The sequence below is a fragment of the Autumnicola tepida genome, from assembly GCF_031846485.1.
GTDB classification, from domain to species: Bacteria; Bacteroidota; Bacteroidia; order Flavobacteriales; family Flavobacteriaceae; genus Autumnicola; species Autumnicola tepida.
Window position 1 is genome coordinate 61972 of record NZ_JAVRHQ010000019.1, and the last position, 19653, is coordinate 81624.

At 40.7% G+C, this 19653-nt stretch carries 14 protein-coding genes; 6 read left to right on the forward strand and 8 right to left on the reverse strand.

From position 1 onward, the window contains the following. Positions 1 to 10: 10 nt before the first annotated feature. On the reverse strand, positions 11 to 598 hold the full coding sequence (locus RM553_RS14345; RefSeq protein ID WP_311535633.1) for an RNA polymerase sigma factor: 588 nt from the start codon (positions 596 to 598) through the stop codon (positions 11 to 13). Between the two features lie 225 nt (positions 599 to 823). Here RM553_RS14345 and uvrA point away from each other — a divergent pair, with 225 nt between their 5' ends. Together uvrA and RM553_RS14355 are read left to right on the forward strand one after the other, a co-directional pair. After that, positions 824 to 3610, forward strand: a complete 2787-nt coding sequence (uvrA, locus tag RM553_RS14350) for an excinuclease ABC subunit UvrA (RefSeq protein WP_311535634.1) — start codon at positions 824 to 826, stop codon at positions 3608 to 3610. 163 nt (positions 3611 to 3773) lie between these two features. Beyond that, entirely contained in the window at positions 3774 to 4928 is a 1155-nt protein-coding gene (locus RM553_RS14355; RefSeq protein ID WP_311535635.1) for a hypothetical protein, read from the forward strand. An 81-nt stretch (positions 4929 to 5009) separates the two neighbouring features. Here the strand turns inward: RM553_RS14355 and RM553_RS14360 are convergent, their stop codons facing one another. From RM553_RS14360 to RM553_RS14375, 4 genes are all read right to left on the reverse strand, one after another. Next, complete coding sequence (locus tag RM553_RS14360) at positions 5010 to 6470, reverse strand: oligosaccharide flippase family protein (protein ID WP_311535636.1); 1461 nt, start codon at positions 6468 to 6470, stop codon at positions 5010 to 5012. Positions 6471 to 6474: 4 nt separating this feature from the next. After that, the gene (locus RM553_RS14365; protein WP_311535637.1) at positions 6475 to 7761 is read right to left on the reverse strand and encodes a glycosyltransferase family 4 protein; all 1287 of its coding nucleotides are present in this window, start codon (positions 7759 to 7761) and stop codon (positions 6475 to 6477) included. A gap of 3 nt (positions 7762 to 7764) precedes the next feature. After that, positions 7765 to 10191 (reverse strand): YfhO family protein, encoded by a 2427-nt coding sequence (locus tag RM553_RS14370; RefSeq protein WP_311535638.1) that lies wholly within the window; start codon positions 10189 to 10191, stop codon positions 7765 to 7767. A 129-nt stretch (positions 10192 to 10320) separates the two neighbouring features. Further along, positions 10321 to 10593 (reverse strand): DUF4834 family protein, encoded by a 273-nt coding sequence (locus tag RM553_RS14375; protein WP_311535639.1) that lies wholly within the window; start codon positions 10591 to 10593, stop codon positions 10321 to 10323. Positions 10594 to 10700: 107 nt separating this feature from the next. On the opposite strand from RM553_RS14375, the gene RM553_RS14380 reads away from it, so the two are divergent. The 3 genes from RM553_RS14380 (at position 10701) to RM553_RS14390 (ending at position 14479) form a co-directional block, all read left to right on the forward strand. Next, positions 10701 to 11660 carry a transporter gene (locus RM553_RS14380; protein WP_311535640.1) on the forward strand — a complete coding sequence of 320 codons (960 nt, stop codon included), beginning with the start codon at positions 10701 to 10703 and terminating at the stop codon, positions 11658 to 11660. A gap of 232 nt (positions 11661 to 11892) precedes the next feature. Further along, a complete protein-coding gene (locus RM553_RS14385; RefSeq protein WP_311535641.1) occupies positions 11893 to 13686 on the forward strand; it encodes a TrkH family potassium uptake protein in 1794 nt (597 codons plus the stop codon). A 94-nt stretch (positions 13687 to 13780) separates the two neighbouring features. Next, positions 13781 to 14479 (forward strand): potassium channel family protein, encoded by a 699-nt coding sequence (locus tag RM553_RS14390; RefSeq protein ID WP_311535642.1) that lies wholly within the window; start codon positions 13781 to 13783, stop codon positions 14477 to 14479. Positions 14480 to 14559: 80 nt separating this feature from the next. Here the strand turns inward: RM553_RS14390 and capB are convergent, their stop codons facing one another. From capB to RM553_RS14405, 3 genes are all read right to left on the reverse strand, one after another. Continuing rightward, complete coding sequence (gene capB / locus RM553_RS14395) at positions 14560 to 15825, reverse strand: cysteate-C-fatty acyltransferase (protein ID WP_311535643.1); 1266 nt, start codon at positions 15823 to 15825, stop codon at positions 14560 to 14562. Between the two features lie 145 nt (positions 15826 to 15970). Continuing rightward, complete coding sequence (gene capA / locus RM553_RS14400; RefSeq protein ID WP_311535644.1) at positions 15971 to 17011, reverse strand: cysteate synthase; 1041 nt, start codon at positions 17009 to 17011, stop codon at positions 15971 to 15973. A gap of 109 nt (positions 17012 to 17120) precedes the next feature. Beyond that, positions 17121 to 19244 carry a S9 family peptidase gene (locus RM553_RS14405; RefSeq protein WP_311535645.1) on the reverse strand — a complete coding sequence of 708 codons (2124 nt, stop codon included), beginning with the start codon at positions 19242 to 19244 and terminating at the stop codon, positions 17121 to 17123. A 64-nt stretch (positions 19245 to 19308) separates the two neighbouring features. Here RM553_RS14405 and RM553_RS14410 point away from each other — a divergent pair, with 64 nt between their 5' ends. Then, positions 19309 to 19632 (forward strand): YbaB/EbfC family nucleoid-associated protein, encoded by a 324-nt coding sequence (locus RM553_RS14410; RefSeq protein WP_311535646.1) that lies wholly within the window; start codon positions 19309 to 19311, stop codon positions 19630 to 19632. Positions 19633 to 19653 lie beyond the last annotated feature (21 nt).

The following is a 19653-nucleotide window of genomic DNA, read 5'->3' on the forward strand; positions in this document are numbered from 1 at the left end:
GGGTTATTGTTTAGTGATTTGTTAAAATTATGTTACGCTTCTCTATCAGCTTTCGAAGATTGATCAACGCGTAACGCATCCGGCCCAATGCGGTATTTATACTCACTCCGGTGCGTTCAGAAATTTCCTTAAAACTCATGTCCTTATAAATTCTCATGGTGAGCACCTCCAGCTGATCTTCAGGAAGTTCTTTTATAAGTTCCTGTACATCATTTTCTATCTGATCTTTAATGAGCTGGTTTTCCGCATTTAGACCGGAGTCGCTCAAAACAGAAAAAATATTGAAGTCGCCATTATTTTCGAATTTTGGCATCCTTTTATTTCTTCTAAAATGGTCTATCACAAGATTATGGGCAATGCGCATTACCCAGGGAAGAAATTTTCCTTCTTCATTATATTTTCCACGCTTAAGAGTGTTAATCACCTTTATAAAAGTCTCCTGAAAAACATCTTCAGCGACATCACGATCAAAAACCTTGGAAAAGATAAAACTGTAAATTCTGTGTTCGTGGCGGTTGATTAATTGGGAAAGTGCCTGCTCATCACCTTGCATGTATGCTTTAACAAGATAAGCATCGGTTATCTGTTCATTTACCATTCTAGTTACTTTTTTAGGAACCAGGGTTCCAGGGTTAGGTTTTAGTTTAAAAGTAACTTTGTAGTATAGGCAAACAGATTTTTGTTGTATGGTGTCAAATATAGCAAGATATAATCGAGAAATACAAATAAAACCTTAACTTTTTAACACTACGCTAAGGATTGACTGGCTTTTTACACTGCTGCTTATTGAGTACCTTTGCATCCTTACTTTAGAAATAAGAACATGAACATTGACGTTGCGAAGGTAAACCCAAAACAAAATATCATAATTAAAGGTGCTAAACTGCACAATCTCAAAAATATTAATGTTGTTATTCCGCGGAATAAACTGGTTGTAATCACCGGCCTTTCAGGTTCAGGAAAATCGAGCTTGGCCTTTGATACCCTTTATGCTGAAGGCCAGCGGAGATATGTAGAAAGCCTTTCCTCCTATGCCCGGCAATTTTTGGGGCGTCTCAATAAGCCAAAAGTTGATTACATTAAGGGGATTGCGCCCGCTATCGCTATTGAACAAAAGGTGAATTCCACTAACCCGAGATCTACGGTTGGAACTTCTACTGAAATCTACGATTATTTAAAATTACTCTTTGCCAGAATTGGAAAAACCTACTCTCCTGTTTCCGGGAATGAAGTGAAAAAAAATACCGTTTCTGATGTTATTTCCTATATAAAATCCTTTGAGGAAGGCGAAAAGTTATTGCTCCTCGCCCCTATTCATATTGAAAAAGGCCGGTCCCTGGAAAAGAAAATCAACATTCTTGCGCAGCAGGGATATAGCCGTATAAAAGTTGGAGATAATGTACAGCGAATAGATGAAGCCGATCTTAAAAATGCCAGTCCTGAAGGAACTTCTTTGGTGGTAGATCGTATTATTACCAAAGATGAAGAAGATTTCTTTAACCGGCTTGCAGATGCTGTGGAAGCAGCCTTTTTTGAGGGGAAAGGAGAGCTTTATATTCAGAAGATGAAGGACGGGGAACTGCGGCACTTCAGCAATAAATTTGAACTGGACGGGATGAGTTTCCTGGAGCCAAACGTGCACCTGTTCAGTTTTAATAATCCATACGGCGCCTGCCCTAAATGTGAAGGCTACGGTGATGTGATTGGAATTGACGAGGATTTGGTGATTCCCAATACCGGCTTATCTATTTACGAAAATGCCATTTTTCCATGGAGAGGCGAGAGCATGAGCTGGTATCGCGATCAGCTCGTGAATAATTCCCATAAGTTCGATTTTCCCATTCATAAGCCATATTTTGAGCTAACTGAAGAGCAAAAAGCCCTGGTATGGAATGGAAATCAGTATTTTGAAGGCCTTAACCAGTTCTTTGAATTCCTGGAGAGCAAAGCTTATAAAATTCAGAACCGGGTAATGCTTTCCCGTTACCGCGGGAAAACCAGATGCTCTGTGTGCAAAGGAAAAAGGTTACGCCCGGAGGCTCATTATGTGAAAATTGGGGGAGCGAATATTACAGATCTGGTGGAAAAACCCCTGGATGAAGTACGTGCGTTTTTTAATAATCTTGAACTTAACGAATACGATGCGCAAATTGCCAAACGCCTCCTGACCGAAATCCGGAATCGCCTGGAATTTTTGTCCAATGTTGGGCTGGATTATCTTACCCTTAACAGGAAGTCCAACACGCTTTCCGGAGGGGAATCGCAGCGAATAAACCTTGCAACCAGCCTAGGAAGCAGCCTTGTTGGCTCTATGTATATTCTTGATGAACCATCCATTGGCCTGCACCCGCGGGATACCGAAAGGTTAATTGGCGTTCTCCAGCACCTGCGTAACCTAGGCAATACGGTAATTGTCGTGGAACATGATGAAGATATTATGAACGCAGCCGATGAAATTATAGATATTGGCCCCGAAGCGGGAACCAACGGCGGGGAGGTGGTGGCCACGGGAAACCTTCCGCAGATCTTAAAATCAGATTCTTTGACCGCCAAATATCTAAACGGAGGTATGCAAATTGAAGTTCCAAAGAAAAGAAGAACTTCAAAGCAATATATTACCGTAGTGGGTGCCCGCGAAAACAATCTAAAAAATATAGACGTTACTTTCCCTCTCGGAATATTTACAGCCATAACAGGTGTTTCAGGAAGCGGAAAAAGTACTTTGGTTAAAAAAATCCTTTATCCTGCGGTTCAGAAACATTTAGGGGGCTATGGCGAAAAAGCAGGGCAGTTTACTGAAGTAAAAGGGAATTTTAAAAATTTGGGCAGTGTGGAATTTATCGATCAAAACCCTATTGGCCGCTCTTCCCGTTCCAACCCGGTGACTTATATAAAGGCTTATGATGATATTCGTAATCTATTTGCAAATCAGCGTTTGTCCTCCATAAGAGGCTATAAAGCCAAACATTTTTCTTTTAACGTAGACGGCGGCCGCTGCGACACCTGTAAAGGTGAAGGCGAGGTAACCATAGAAATGCAGTTTATGGCCGATGTTCACCTGGAATGTGAGGCCTGCGACGGAAAACGCTTCAAAAAAGAAGTCCTGGAAGTTACCTTTGCTGATAAAAATATTGATGACGTGCTGAACATGACCATTGATGATGCAACGGAATTCTTCAGCGATCACAACGAGGACAAAATTGTAAATAAATTAAAGCCGCTTAAAGATGTTGGCCTGGGATATGTGAAGTTAGGGCAGAGTTCCTCTACCCTTTCCGGGGGGGAAGCACAACGAATTAAACTGGCTTCTTTCTTAGTGAAAGGAAATACCAAGGAAAAAGCGCTTTTCATTTTTGATGAGCCTACTACAGGTTTACATTTTCATGATATTCAAAAACTGCTGAAATCTTTTAATGCCCTTATCGAAAAAGGCCATTCTGTGGTGGTAATTGAGCACAACATGGACCTGGTAAAATGTGCAGACCATGTGATTGACCTGGGACCTGAAGGTGGCCAAAAAGGAGGAAATTTAGTTGCTGAAGGTACTCCGGAAGAGATTGTTAAAAATAAAAATTCTTATACCGCGAAGTACCTAAAAGAGAAGCTATGATTACAGGACGTTTTACGTTAAAGTTTTAAATTTCTTATAATCAATTATTTATAACTCTAATTTCAGCTTTTCCTTTTGCTTAAGGTAGGCTCAAAATTTTTCTGGCACGCACTTTGTTTTGTTTAAGATGACTTTCACAAGTCTTCACTTAAACTTAAGCACCATGAAAAATTTTACCTTTTTATTAGCTTTATTTTTTGTGGGTTTGTCGGCTTCGGCTTCCACAAAAACGACCACTCCAGCCGGTTACGGTGATTCTTTCATATTTGTTGAAGATGGGGTTGAATTTGCAGTTTATCCAAATGGTGAGTTTGATTTCTACTTTAACCCTGATTTTAGAAGAACCAGTATTGTAAATATCGCCACTCCCCATGTAAATATTAGTTATAACTCAGGTTATAATTACGATCCTTACGTGCAGTATGATGATTACGGTGCAGTAATTCAGATAGAAAATGTTCCTGTATATTACGATTATTACGGAAGAATTATCCAGGCGGGGAATGTAATTATTGATTATAACTACTATGGGCAGGTTGCCCGGGTAGGAAATCTTTTAATTCATTATGACAGGTTTAACCGAATCTCCTATTCAGGATATATTAACAGGTATAACAGGCGCTATATCCCAAGGCCATGGCATTCCTATTACACCAGGCCCGGGTCCAACGTAAGCATTGTATTTAATACTCCTTACAGGGCCTATTATCAGCCCCGCCGCATTGCTTATAATCAATATGTGACCTACTATAACAATTACTACTACAATAAGCCTGACAGGCAAAAGTTTTACAGGCCAAATGATAATGATGTTACTTATACCCGTGGAAGGCGTGTGACTGAGCAGAGAGAAGTAAGAACAAATAATGTAAGGTCTAACCGAAGCGTGGCGCAAAGAGATGATGTTGCCTCTTCTCCAAAACGTACCTCCTCATCCGGCATCAGCAGGAGTACCAGAAGTAACAGCAGGGAAAAAGTGCAAACCAATAATAGCAGAACGCGAACTGAAGTTAACAGATCCAGGACCTCTTCTGCCAGAATTGAAAGAAGTACAAATTCAAGAGGAAGTGAAGCAAGAACCAGTAGAAGGAGCGTGCCATCTTCAGGAGCAGTAAAAAGTACCAGCGGTAGAAGCACGCGGAGCAACAGCGTTAGAAGCAGTAGCCCGGTACAAAGCCAGGGGAATTCAACCGGAAGAAGATCGGTTTCCCGAAGCTCTTCAAGGTCCTCTGCAACTTCCGCACGCACTTCAGGAAAAAGTTCAAATTCTTCAGCTTCACGAAGAAGTTCGGCACGGAATATGAGAAGTAATAATTAAAATGTTCATAATTTAATTTTTTGGTTGGTTAGTTGGAAAACCCCCTTGATGTTGAGAGACACCTGGGGGTTTTCTGTTTGATTAAACTTTCAGCCTTAAATATCTCTTTAGAAGCTCGTTAATATCTGTCGAGAAACTGAATTTAAAGGCTACTACCAGATATATGGAACAAATCAGGAGAGATTTTAGGGCTATATTGATTAATGGATGAAAAGGAAATTCCCAAAAATAAAATCCTGCGCACATTAATGCTGTAAATAATAAGATAATCCAGGTTAGCCCTGTAAAAGGATACATTTTGAATTTCCTGTGTACCAGAAATATTTTTGCCGTATTATAAATAAAAAAAGCCAGGAAACTTGCTATTGCCGCCCCTTCTATTCCAAAAGCAGGAATAAATATTACATTAAAAACAAAAGCGAGAACGGTTAGAAAAACACCAATTCCCAGGACTATCCTGTAATAATCGGAATTAAAAAGGATGCTGTTGTTATTACCCAACATGTTATCGTAAAGTTTAACCAGGCTTATAAACAACACCACCCACACGCTCAACTCATATTCTTCAGGAATCATTTCATAAAGTTCATTCAGGTTGGTGATGATGAGGATAAAAATAATCCCGCTAACAATAAGAAGATTTACCGAACTTCTTTTGTACAAATCCTTCAGCCCTTCCTTGTCTTTAGCGTTTAAGAAGTTGGCCGTCATTGGATGGATGATCTGGTGCATGGCTTTCTGCGGAACAGAGATTACGGTGGCGATATAAATTCCTATCCCGTAAATCGCCACATTTTCAATTGGGAGATAATATTCAATCATCACTTTATCTAAATCCAGCAGCACCATGGCCACCGAAGAAGCAATAAGAATAAGCGCGCTGTACTTTATCACCGGCATTAAATTCCGAGGAAATTTTAATCCGAAATCAGGTGTATAAAGAACAAATGCGTAAACAGCCATTGCCATGGCGCGAAAAACAAAAACCCCGGCGGTGCAGTAAATAAAAGCATTCACGCTAATCCATTCGAAATACACCTCCAGCAACAGTACAGTTATACAAAAACGATGAAAAACTTCTTTCATAAAGTTCCCGAAAACGCTTTTATAGTAAATTTTGGACCAGGAAAAAAAGACTTCAAAATAAGCTGTGGCAACAGCAATAACATAGATAAGCCAGATAAATGGCTGTACCAGCTCATTCCCGTCAGAAAAATATTTTAGGAGGAGGTCATAGCTAAAAGTGCCGGCAAGGCCTATTAATATTGAAACACCAAGTGGCAGCAGCAATATCAGGTTAAAAAGCCGGTCCTGCTCTTCTTTGCTCTTATAAAAAGTAAAAAACTTAATAAGGGTACTGTTTACACCAAAAGCAAGGAAAGGCCAGATTAAATTAGCGGCCGAAAGCAAAAAACTCACCAGTCCGTAATATTCCTGTTCCAGAAAATAGGTGAAAAGAAAAAGCGTATTTACAGCACCAATTCCAAAACCGAAATAGGTGGTGATCAGGTTTTTAAAAGACTGGTTGATAATAATCCCCATAAGCCTATAATTCCTTTAGCAAATTAGCCAATTCTTCGGTAAGACTTCTTCGGTGATAGCGGTCTGTATTTTCGGAGTTTACTTGCAGCCGTCCATTTTTATAATCTGAATATAGCTGAAGTAAATAGCCTTTAATTTCTTCTTTTTCCGAATATTTAAAGAATTGCCCGGCGGCCGTTTCTTCAAGAATTTTCCGAACATCCCATTCTGCCGGCCCTAAAGCAAGAATTGGCCTCTTCGCGGCCATATATTCAAACACCTTTCCGGGAATAATTCCGGTGGTTTCGTTACTGTCTATTTCGATTAGCAGCAGTACCTCACTTTTTCTTTGAAATATTATCGCTTCGGGATGTGGAACATATTGCTGAATTTTAAGCTGCTTCTCCAATCCCTCGGCTTTAATGGAATTCAAAACTTCTTCGCTTACCGCTCCAACCAGTTTCAGCTCAAAATCTTTGGCAAAACCGCTATTTTCCCTTATTATCTCGCCGAGAGCTTTCCATAGATTCTGCGGATTTCGTCCCGAAAGTAAAGACCCAATGTGGGAAAAAGTAAATTTTTGATCAAGTTCAATATTTTCCGAAGCAATTTCTGTATCAAATCCATTGGTAATCACCGATACCGGTTTGGTGGTTTTAGCTTCAAACTCTTTTTTCGTGCTGAAACTGGTAACAAGTACATGATCTGCCGCATTTAGAACCTCTTTTTCCATGGCAATATGTTTTTGCCGGGAACTTTTAGTAAGCTTCAGTTTCTCGTGATAGCCAATATTGGTCCAGGGGTCCCGGAAATCGGCCAGCCACTTCATATTTTTCTTTTTTTTAAGCTGAAGCCCAATCAGGTGCAGGCTATGCGGCGGCCCGGTGGTAATTATGGTACTTATCTGCTCTTCTTCCAGCGACTTTTCGAGGTACTTTACTGAAGGTTTTATCCAAAATTTCCGCGCGTCTGGAATAAAAAAGTTTCCCCTGATGTAAAGCATCATTTTTTGCAGAAAACTTTGATTTTCCTCTTTTACAATAATACCGGAACTGATGGTTTGGGTTTCCTTTTTTGAAAAAAACTTTGCCGCGGCGTATGGTTCAAAAATTCTATGTTTTAGCACTTTAAGATTCTCCGGAACTTCTGCCTGCAGAGATTCATCTTTTAAGGGATATGTAGGGTTTTCAGGAATATAAACAACAGGCTCTATATTATAATCCCGGAGGTATTTTACAAATTTCAGCCAGCGTTGTACGCCGGGGCCACCTGCAGGAGGCCAGTAGTACGTAATGATGAGTACCTTTTTCATCCACTACTCTTCTTCATTTTTTCTGCGGAAACCGTAAAATATACCTCCTAGCACCACCAATCCTATAATAACAGAACTGGCCAGGGCTATGCTGCTTCCGGTTTGAATAACTTCCGGTTCAAATCTGAAGGTGACAGTATGGTCTCCTGCAGGAATATTCATTGCCCTCAACACATAATCGGCCTGTACATGCGGCACAGGTTCCCCGTCTATATAAGCCTGCCATCCCGGCTGGTAATAACTTTCAGAAAAAACCGCTAATTGGTCGGTTTCTGAAGAAGTTCTGTACACCAGTTCATTTGGCTGTTCACTTACCAGATTGATTTTAGCGTCGGCATTAAATCCCACATTTTCGCCCAACATGTCCTTAAATTTATTGTTGATTACCGCTGTATTCTGAAGGTCTACTTCTTTTAGCGCCAGGATTTCTTCATTTGCAGAATCAACCCATTGTACATTTTCCACATACCAGGCATTGCCAAAGGCATCCGGATTTTGCTGTGCCTGCACCCCACCCTGTTCTGTGGGAACAATAAAATATTTAATGTTGAGCATATTAAGCACTTCCATATTGTTTTGAGAGACGTAGAAATCAAAAATATCCTGCATTCTTCCCGGTTTGGCGCCATGATAGCCACCTATGGAATTATGGAAATAGGAAGCGCGGCTACTGCTGAAAGTACTGCCCGAAAGGTCAAAAACCCTGTAGCGGGAAGTATCCTGAAGGATCTGCCTGTCGGCTTCGGTTTTTTGAAAAGGCTGTTCCATTTGCCTTGCCTGCACAAAATCTTCATTATTTACATACCGGCGGTCCACTCCTACCAGATCAACTAAAAACAGGATCGCGAAGCCGGCAACCACAATTTTGTCAGAAATTTTCTTTTTCAGATAAAGCACAATGATTCCTGCGGAAAGGATCACGAAAACCAGGCTGCGCAAAGTGTCTGAGACCAGCAGTGATTTACGGTCTTCTTTTAAAGCCCTCACAAATTCTATCCCTAACTGCTGAATTAATGCCGAATCGCTATCGCCGCTAAAATCAAAGAGAACAGATTTCATGAGTAAAAACAAAACGCACAATCCGCCGGTGATTATTGTAGTCCACTTTAATGCTTCAGTCTTCACTTCGTCTTTTTCAACTTTGTTGAATAACTTATAAAGCCCAAAAACCGCCAAAAGCGGTACGCAGAGTTCAATAATTACCTGTATAGAAGTCACTGCCCTGAATTTGTCATATAACGGCACATAGTCGATAAAGAATTCAGTTAAAAAGGAAAAATTTTTACCCCAGGACAAGAGTAAAGCCAGAATACTTGCACCTGCTATCCACCATTTTAAGCGCCCCCTGATGAGGAACAGAGCGAATATGAAGAGAAAAAGAACACTTGCGCCAATATAGGCCGGAGCACCTACATAAGGTTGATTTCCCCAGTATGCCGGGGCATTTTCAGCAAAATCAGCTGCCTGGCTGGGAGAAGCGCCCAGGTTTAAAAGCGCCTTGTAAACTTCGGAATCTTTACCTATATCCTCCTGGCTGGAACCACCCATAAAACGGGGAATAAATAGATTGAGCGTTTCCGGGATACCATAACTGTAACTGGTGATGTATTCAAAATCCAGCCCTGAAGAAGTTTTTGGCGAACCATCAGGATTAATAGTGAGGCCGGTATCCCCACGCGTGCTAAAGGAGGTATATTCCTGCGTAGCCAGAAGATTGGTAGCATTCGCCCCTATAGCTAATATAACGGCTACCACCATGATTCCTATGGCTTTAAAATAGTGCGGGAGCATCTTTTTCCGGAAAGCATCAATTAAATAAGCAATTCCAAGGCACACCACGAGCAGGAGCAAATAATAAGTCATCTGGAAATGGTTGGCTCCAATTTCCAGGGCCATTGCCAGGGACAGCAGGATAAAGCCAGGGATAAACCTGGACCTGAAAATAAGGATAATTCCGCCTAAAACCGCGGGCATATATGCAATCGCATGGGCTTTGGCATTATGCCCCACGCCTAGAATAATGATAAAATAAGTGGAAAAACCGAAGGCCAAAGCGCCCAGAAAGGCTAGTTTGTAGTCAAGCTTTAGACACAGAAGAAGAATATAAAACCCTATAAAATACAGAAAAAGATAGTCTGCCGGCCGGGGCAAAAACCTTAGCACATCATCTAATTTTTTAATATAATTATGCGGATAATGCGCGCCCAGCTGGTAAGTGGGCATTCCGCCAAAAGCGGAATCTGTCCAGTAGGGTTCTTCTCCGGTTTGCGCCCTAAAATCGGATTGTTCTTTAGACATTCCAATATATTGGACAATATCACTCTGAAAAATTTCTTTTCCCTGTAGTACAGGATTAAAATAAGCTAAGGCAATAATTACAAAACCTGCCAGAACCAGCAGGTGAGGAAGAAATCTTTTCAAATTGACCATCAATCAGATTTTTGGGTTGAAACATATCCTGAATGTAATTTTTCAGAATTTGCGGCCAAATATATAAATTTAGGCCTTTGTCGATATTATAATGACCAGGCCGGTGCTTAAGCCGGTGATGGTTCGAAATTAATCAATTTCTTCGTAATCGATATACTCCCCAACATTTTTGTTGGATTTCCTGCCTCTGCGCGGTTTTTTATCTATACTTACTTTCCCTTCTTTCTCCTGCTGTGGTTGCTGGAACTGGCTGAACTGGTCCTGAAATTTCTTCCCCATCTTCTTCATAAAGTACTTTAGGATTAATGGACCAAAAAACCGGAATAATATTTTTATTCCAAAATACACCAACATTATAATCAAAATCGTTCTGAGTATCCCGGAAAATGATGCTTCGTACATGCTAAACATTTTTGCAAAAATAAAAAGATGTGTAGAGAATTCTCATTTTTCGTGCCATAAAAAAATAATAAATTCTCCTATCTTTGATCCTACTTAACACAGCAATTATGCGGAAAATACTTGCCTGCCTTAGCCTACTAAGCCTGATATCTTTTAGCCTCCAGGCCCAATATACCGAAACCATAAATTCCAACCGGCCCGGGGAGTCCCAGGGAGGATACGCGGTTGGCAGGGGAGTTTTGCAACTGGAAGCCGGTCCTTATTTCGGCAATGATGACCATGCCCTTTATCGTGAAGAAACGGACATTCTTGGGGCAAGCTACGGCCTTAGGTACGGGTTGTTAACGGAGAACCTGGAGCTTAATATTTTTGGCTCCTTCCAGGCGGAAACCACCACTATAAGAATTGGCAATACAGACGAAGAATTTAAAAGAAGTAATTTCAGGACCAATACCATAGGGGCAAAATATCTAGTTTTTGACCCTTATAAAAACGCCAAAGAGGATAAACCCAATCTTTACAGCTGGAAAGCCAATCAGCGTTTTAAGTGGAAAACTTTGATTCCTGCCATCTCTGTTTACGGTGGCGCCAATTTTTCTTTCGGGGATAATCCTTACTTATACGAGGGCGAAGGAAAATTTAGCCCCAAGGCAGCGATTATTACCCAAAATAACTGGGGAAGATGGGTGCTGGTAATGAACTTTATCGCAGATAAATTTACCGAAGAATTTCCTACTTATGGTGCAATAGCCACGGTTACTCATGCCGTTACTCCTAAATTCGCTGTTTTTGGGGAATACCAGGGATACATTAGTGATATTTATGCCGATGATATACTGCGAGGCGGCGCGGCATACCTTCTAATGGACAATCTCCAGGTGGATATCTCCGGACTGGTGAATTTTAAAGACACACCGCAGCGATGGCAAATAGCTGGGGGCTTTTCCTATAGACTGGATTTTCATGATGAAGATGAAGTGCTGGAAGATTCTTACGATGGCCCCAGGGACAGGAGAAAACAGCGCAGCCAGGACAGCGGCTTTCAGTTTGAAGAAGACAGCGATTAATACTCTTGTAGCAGTAACTGTTAAAACTGGAGAAAACCTTGTAGGTATTTACTTCACCTGAAGTCTTAAATTCTTTATTTTCAATCGCCTTTTTGCAGCTGTTTTATTTACTTTTGTATCCTATATAAGAGAGAAAGAATAGACATAAAAGAATTTTTTCTTTCCCTTTTATTGACTTTTCTACCTATGTTAGAACATAATTTCTGGCACTTTAACCTTTAAAATTTTAGATTTGAAATTTTCAAAGTTCCAGCCTTCTTCGCCGGCAAAAAATGCGCTGCCTAAGATTTTAAAAAAAATTTCCTTCTGGCTAAGCTTCCTGGCAATTTTTTTACTTATTACAGATTTAGGCTTCACGCATAGCCATGAAATAGACCAGGCATTAAAATTCTTTTATTTTACCGCTCTTTTTGTAGGCACAGCTTCCATACTTACCAGGTATGCATTTGCGAGCAGAAGATTTCAACTTAAGGTGAGAATTTTTGATGCGGTAATCATCAGCCTTTTTGCCCTTTTGATCTTTATACAGATAGACGGAGTGCTGGAAATGATACCATTTTTATCTTTTCTGAATAAAATGGGCTGGCTTTACCTCGCGTTATCGGTTTACTTCGTCCGGGAATTTTCCGAGATCCAGATTGGCTTTAACAGGGAATATCTTAATCCCGCCCAACTTTTTATTATGAGTTTCCTTTTAATAATAATGGTTGGCACCATTTTGCTAATGTTACCAAAGGCCACACATGAAGGGCTTTCTCTTGTAGATGCACTTTTTACCGCTACCAGCGCCGTTTGTGTTACAGGATTAATTGTAGTGGATACAGGCACTTATTTTACACAATTTGGTCAAATAATTATCCTGATTTTAATTCAGCTTGGCGGATTGGGAATTATGACCTTTGCCAGCTATTTCAGCTATTTTTTCAGGGGAAAAAGCTCCTATGAAAATCAGCTTATGCTCAAAGACATCACCAATTCAGAAAAGATAGGAGATGTTTTTGGAGTGCTTAAAAAAATTGTAGCGCTTACTTTTATTATTGAATTCTTTGGTGCCGTTTTTATTTTCTTCACCATAAATAAAGCTACCATTTCCTCTATTCCGCAGCGGATTTTCTTTTCTGTGTTTCATTCCATTTCAGGATTTTGCAACGCCGGATTTTCCACCATGGAAAACAGCCTGTACGAACCGGAGTTCAGGTTTAATTATCCCATGCAGCTTATTATTGCTGCTCTGTTTATTTTAGGCGGGATAGGTTTTCCCATCCTCTTCAATCTTTTTAAATATTTAAAGCATAATTTTCGTAACAGGATTCTTAACCTCGTTCACCACGAGAAAGCAGTATATACTCCCTGGATTCTTAACCTGAATACGCGTATTGTTCTTTTTACCTCGTTTCTTTTAACTGTGGTGGGGACCGCCTTGTTCTTTTATTTTGAATATAATAATACCCTCCAGGAACATTCGTGGTTTGGGAAACTTGTGACCTCGTTTTTCACGGCCACCACTCCAAGAACGGCAGGTTTTAACGCCGTGGACATGTCTGCATTAAATTTTGCCACATTAATGGTAATATTATTGCTTATGTGGATTGGTGCTTCTCCGGCATCTACGGGAGGTGGTATTAAAACCAGCACATTTGCCATTGCGACTTTAAATTTTTTAAGTATTGCCAAAGGAAAAGACCGGGTGGAAGTTTACCGCAGGGAACTTTCAGCATTATCCATAAGACGCGCTTTTGCCATCATAGCGCTTTCGCTAATGGTCATTGGAATAGCCGTTTTTCTTATCGCATCTTTCGACAGCGAAAAGAGCCTGCTAAGCATTGCTTTTGAGTGTTTTTCAGCATACAGTACAGTAGGCCTCAGCGTTGGGATAACGGCAAAACTAAGTGCTGCTTCCAAATTGGTTATTATCGCCACCATGTTTATTGGCCGGGTTAGCATGCTCTCAATTTTAATTGCTATAATGCGCCGCGTAAAACATTTAAATTATAAATATCCTACGGAAGAGATCCTGATTAACTAAAACAATAAAAGCCTTCAACGGGCATTGATAAAAGATGGTTGTATTCTTTAGTTGAAATAATGCTGAAGAAAAATAGCCGGAAAAATAAACACAGATGAAATATATTATAATAGGACTGGGGAATTTTGGCGCTTCTTTAGCTGAAAAACTTACAGGAATGGGAAATGAAGTGATTGGAGTAGACCTGAAGTTAAGTCGCGTGGAAGCTATTAAAGACCGTATAACCCATGCTATAAACCTTGATGCCACAGAAGCTGGTGCTGTTTCCAACCTCCCTTATAAAGATGCTGATGTAATTGTGGTTGGCATAGGCGAAGATAAGGGAGCCAACATCATGGCCACGGCGCTCATGAAGCAGCTAAAGGTAAAGCGGCTTATCAGCAGGGCGGTTTCCCCATTGCAGGAGACCGTGCTGGAAGCCATGGGCGTTGATGAAATTATACATCCCGAAGAAGAAACCGCAGACCGCTGGGCGAAAAAACTAAATTTACACGGCGTGGTGGATTCCTTCGAGGTAAACAAAGATTTCAGCATTGTTGAAACCACTGTTCCTAAAGAATATGATGGAAAAAGCCTGGAAGAAATAGGCCTCAGGAGAAATTATAATGTAATTGTCCTCACCACTATCAAGCTGATAAAAGAACAAAATGAATTAGGATCTATGAAAGAGATCCAGAGCGTGCAGGGAGTGGCTTCAGCAAAAACGGTTCTTAATGAAGGTGATATTATGGTAATTTATGGCCATAATAAAGATGTAAAGAAAATGATCAAAGATCAGCGGAAATTCAGCTAAAGCCCAATTTACAAGCTTTCTAAAACTAGAAAAGGTTCGGCGTAATTGCCGAACCTTTTGCTATTCTGAATATATAAATCTTAAGATTTCTCTGCCATAGCAGCAGAGACAGTTGCGGAAAGTCTTTTGTAAGTTCCGTTTTCCAATCTTTCCCGGATAGCGGAAAACGCGTCCAAAGTTTCTTCCACATCTTTTAAAGTATGTGATGCGGTAGGAATCATTCTAAGCAGAATAAGGCCTTTCGGAATAACCGGATAAACCACGATAGAACAGAAAACCCCATGATTTTCCCTAAGGTCCTTTACCAGGGCCATGGCTTCAGGAATACTTCCTTTAAGATAAACAGGAGTCACACAACTTTGAGTGGTACCAATATCAAAGCCACGCTCTTTAAGTCCGTTTTGAAGCGCGTTTACATTCTCCCAAAGTTTCTCTTTAAGCTCAGGCATTGTTCGCAACATTTCCAGGCGTTTTAAAGCCCCAACCACAAGCTGCATTTGCAGGGATTTAGCGAACATTTGGGAACGCAGGTTATACTTCAGGTAATCCATTATCTCCTTATCGCCGGCAATAAATGCCCCTGTACTTGCAAGGGATTTGGCAAAAGTGGCAAAATATACATCAATTTCATCCTGAACGCCCTGCTCCTCTCCTGCCCCGGCACCGGTTTTACCAAGTGTCCCAAAGCCATGAGCATCATCAACAAAAAGGCGGAATTGATACTTTTTCTTCAGCTCAACAATTTCCTTAAGCTTCCCCTGCTCCCCGCGCATTCCAAAAACACCTTCGGAAATGAGTAAAATCCCCCCTCCGGTTTGTTCAGCGATTTTGGTGGCACGCTGCAGGTTTTTTTCGATACTTTCCATATCGTTATGCTTATAGGTAAAGCGCTGCCCAAGGTGAAGCCTTACCCCATCGATAATACATGCGTGGGCATCTACATCATACACAATAACATCAGATTTTGACACCAGGGCATCTATGGTTGAAACCATTCCCTGGTAACCAAAGTTGAGAAGATAAGCAGACTGTTTATGTACAAAAGCAGCAAGTTCGTCCTGCAGCCTTTCATGAAGATCTGTATGGCCACTCATCATCCTGGCTCCCATAGGATAAGCAGAACCGTATTGTTTGGCGGCTTCAGCATCTACCTTACGAACTTCCGGATGGTTGGCAAGTCCCAGATAATCATTGATGCTCCAGGTAATTACTTCTTTCCCCCTAAACTTCATTCGGTTAGAGATTTCTCCTTCCAGTTTAGGAAAAACAAAATATCCTTCAGCCTGTTCTGCCCATTTTCCTAAAGGGCCCTTGTCCTTGTATATTTTATCAAATAAATCCTTCATTGATTCTTTTTTATACGAGCCACAAAAGTACTCAAAATCGGCAGAATTGCCCAAAGTTATTTTACTGCTGTAGCTGCTGCAAACAAAAAAGCATCCTTTTCCAGGGATGCTTTTTAATGTAATTTACAAAAGGTGAACTACAAATCTATTTAATAAACTCTATTTCCTGAGCCGCGGCTTCATTTTTTGTATCAAAAAAGCCCTGTTCGTTCATCCAGTCATCACTGTAAACTTTGCTCATGTAGCGGGAGCCGTGATCTGGAAAAATAGTAACTATTTTGCTGTTTTCATCAAATTCACCTTCTTCCGCCAATTGTTTAATACCCTGCATTGCGGCACCACTGGTATAACCAAGGAAGAGTCCCTCGGTTTTTGCAAGTTCCCTGGCGGTATGCGCACTTTCCTCATCGGTGACTTTCACAAATTGATCTATCACATCAAAATCAGTAGCCGTTGGAATAAGATTTTTGCCCAGGCCTTCGATCCTGTACGGATAAATTTCTTCGGAATCAAACTCACGGGTTTCGTGGAATTTCTTCAGAACAGAACCATAGGCGTCAATACCAATAATTTTTACTTCAGGATTTTGCTCTTTTAAATACCTGGCAGTACCTGAAATTGTCCCTCCCGTACCACTGCAGGCGATAAGGTGGGTAATTTTTCCTTCTGTCTGCTTCCAGATTTCCGGGCCGGTAGTACGATAATGCGCCTCCATATTCAGCTCATTAAAGTACTGGTTGATATAAACTGAATTTTTAGTTTCAGAATGTATCCTTTTCGCCACCTGGTAGTAAGAGCGCGGATCATCTGCCGCAACATGGGCCGGGCATACATAAACCTTGGCGCCCATAGTCTTCAGCATATCGATTTTATCTTTTGAAGCTTTGGAACTTACCGCAAGAATACATTCGTAACCTTTAATTACACTCACCATGGCAATACTAAAACCGGTATTTCCCGAAGTGGTTTCTACAATGGTGCTGCCGGGTTTAAGAATTCCTTTTCTTTCGGCTTCTTCAATAATATAAAGGGCAATGCGGTCTTTGGCAGAGTGGCCGGGATTAAAGGATTCTACTTTAGCAAAAAAATCCCCTTTAAAGCCTTTGGTTATTTTATTGATTTGAATGAGGGGTGTATTCCCAATAAGTTGTAATACATTATCATACACTTTCAACTCTTCTTTCATAAAATCAATTTATGTTATAGAAAAATGGTTTTAAAAAACATTTCTTCAGCAAAACGGCAGAAAAAACAGGGTCTTTTAAAACGTTTCAAAGTTAAGGCAAATATTTTAATTATTCTTTAATTCCTTCCAAATCCAGTAAAAACGCGTATTCTTCAGCCACTTCCCTTAAAGCTTCAAACCTGCCGGAAGCTCCTCCATGCCCTGCTTCCATATTAGTATGAAGCAGCAGGATATTATTATCCGTTTTTAACTCCCTTAATTTCGCAACCCATTTTGCCGGCTCCCAATACTGTACCTGGGAATCGTGCAAACCGGTAGTCACCAGCATGTTTGGATAATCCTGAGCTTTTACATTGTCATAAGGCGAGTACGATTTCATATACTCATAATAGCCTTCTTTATTGGGATTTCCCCATTCGTCATACTCCCCCGTAGTTAATGGGATACTATCATCCAGCATCGTGGTGACCACATCTACAAAAGGAACTGCCGCAATCACCCCGTTATACAGCTCTGGTGCCATGTTGATTACAGCCCCCATCAGTAAACCACCGGCCGAACCACCCATTGCATAAAGATGTTCCGGAGAGGTGTAACATTCTTTTATTAGATGTTTAGACACATCTATATAATCGGTAAAAGTGTTCATTTTATTGTAGAGCTTGCCTTCTTCATACCAGCCCCTTCCTAAATATTCCCCGCCGCGAATATGCGCAATAGCATAAATAAAGCCGCGGTCCAGAAGACTCAACCGCACCGAAGAAAAATATGGATCTATGGTAGACCCATAAGAACCATAGGCATATTGCAGCAGCGGATTTTTACCATTTCGCTGAATGCCTTTACGGTAAACCATAGTCACAGGAACCTTTGTCCCATCTTCAGCAGTAGCCCATATGCGCTCTGAAGTGTAATTCTCTTTATCAAATTCCCCTCCAAGCACTTCCTGTTCTTTTAGCACCGTTTTCTCCTTGGTCTCCATGTCAAAATCTATCACCGAAGTTGGTGTGGTAAGGGAGTTATAGGTGTAACGCAGCGTGCTGGTATTAAACGCCGGGTTTATGGAAGTATAAGCCGTATAGGTTTCATTATCGAAAGGAATGTAAAAATCCTCTTCATTGTCCCAGCGGATGATCCTTATTTTATTAAGGCCGTTATTCCTTTCGCTTACCACGAGAAAATCTTTAAAAATATCGATATCCTCCAGTAGGTAATCCTGCCGGTGAGGAATTACATCTGTCCAGTTCTCCTTAGCGGTTTGCGCAACCGGTGTCTTCATTAGCTTGAAATTAACCGCGCCATCTTTATTGGTCAAAATATAAAAATGATCTTCAAAATGGGAAATACTATATTCCAGCCCTTTTACCCGTGGCTGAAAAACGCGGAATTCCCCTTCAGGATTATCGGCTTCGAGAATGCGGTATTCTGTAGTTAGCGTGCTACTGGAGCCAATTATGATATATTTTCTGGACTTAGACTTATATACATAGGTATTAAAAGTCTCATCATCTTCCTGAAATACCAACTGGTCCTCAGCAGGGTCGGTTCCCAGGATGTGCTTGTAAATTTGAAAGGACCTCAGCGTTTGCTTATCCTTTTTAGTATAATATAAGGTCTTGTTATCATTAGCCCAGGTAGAACCACCGGTGGTATTTTTTATTTGTTCAGGATAGAATTCCCCGGATTGTAGATCTTTAATCCTGATGGTATATTTCCTTCGGCTCACGGTATCTGTGGCAAAAGCACACATTTTATTGTCCGGGCTCACATTTAAACCTCCAAGCCGGTAATAATCATAACCTTCAGCCATCTCATTTACATTGAACAGGATTTCTTCAGGCGCGTCCAGGCTTTCCTTCTTCCTGGAATAAATGGGATAATCTTTTCCCGTTTCATACCTGGTGAGGTACCAGTAGCTGTTCAGTTTATAAGGCACAGACTCATCATCTTCCTTTATCCTTCCCCTCATTTCTTCGAACAGCTTTTCCTGCAATGCCTGCGTATGGGCGGTCATTTGTTTATTATAACTATTCTCGTGCTCCAGGTATTCAATTACTTCAGGATTTTCACGGTCGTTCATCCAGTAGTAATTGTCTACTCTCACGTCTCCGTGAATTTGCAGCTTTTTCTCTATTTTTCGGGCCTTTGGTGGCAAAATATCTGTTTTCAACTTCTTATTATTTTGAGCATTGGCAAATGTAAAGCTTCCGAAGAAAATAATCGATATTGGCATCACAAGATGCTTAATTGAAAAGGTATTTTTGGTAAATTTGTTTTTAACCAAAAAAAGAAAGACTATGTTTGGAGATATGATGGGTATGATGAACAAGATCAAGGAAACCCAGGAGAAAGTTGAAGCAACTAAAGAAAGGCTAAAAACTGTACTTATTGATGAAGAATCCAGTGACGGACTGCTGAAAATTACCATTACCGCCACCCGTGAAATTAAAAATATTTCTATTGCCGACGAGTTGCTTGAAGACAAGGAGCAACTTGAAGATTATCTGGTGCTTACACTGAATAAAGCCATTTCCCGCGCTTCAGAAGTTAATGAAGCTGAACTTGGTGCTGTCGCCAAAGAAGGAATGCCGGATATTCCCGGAATGGATATGTTTAAGTAGGCTGTAGGCTAAAATAAAACC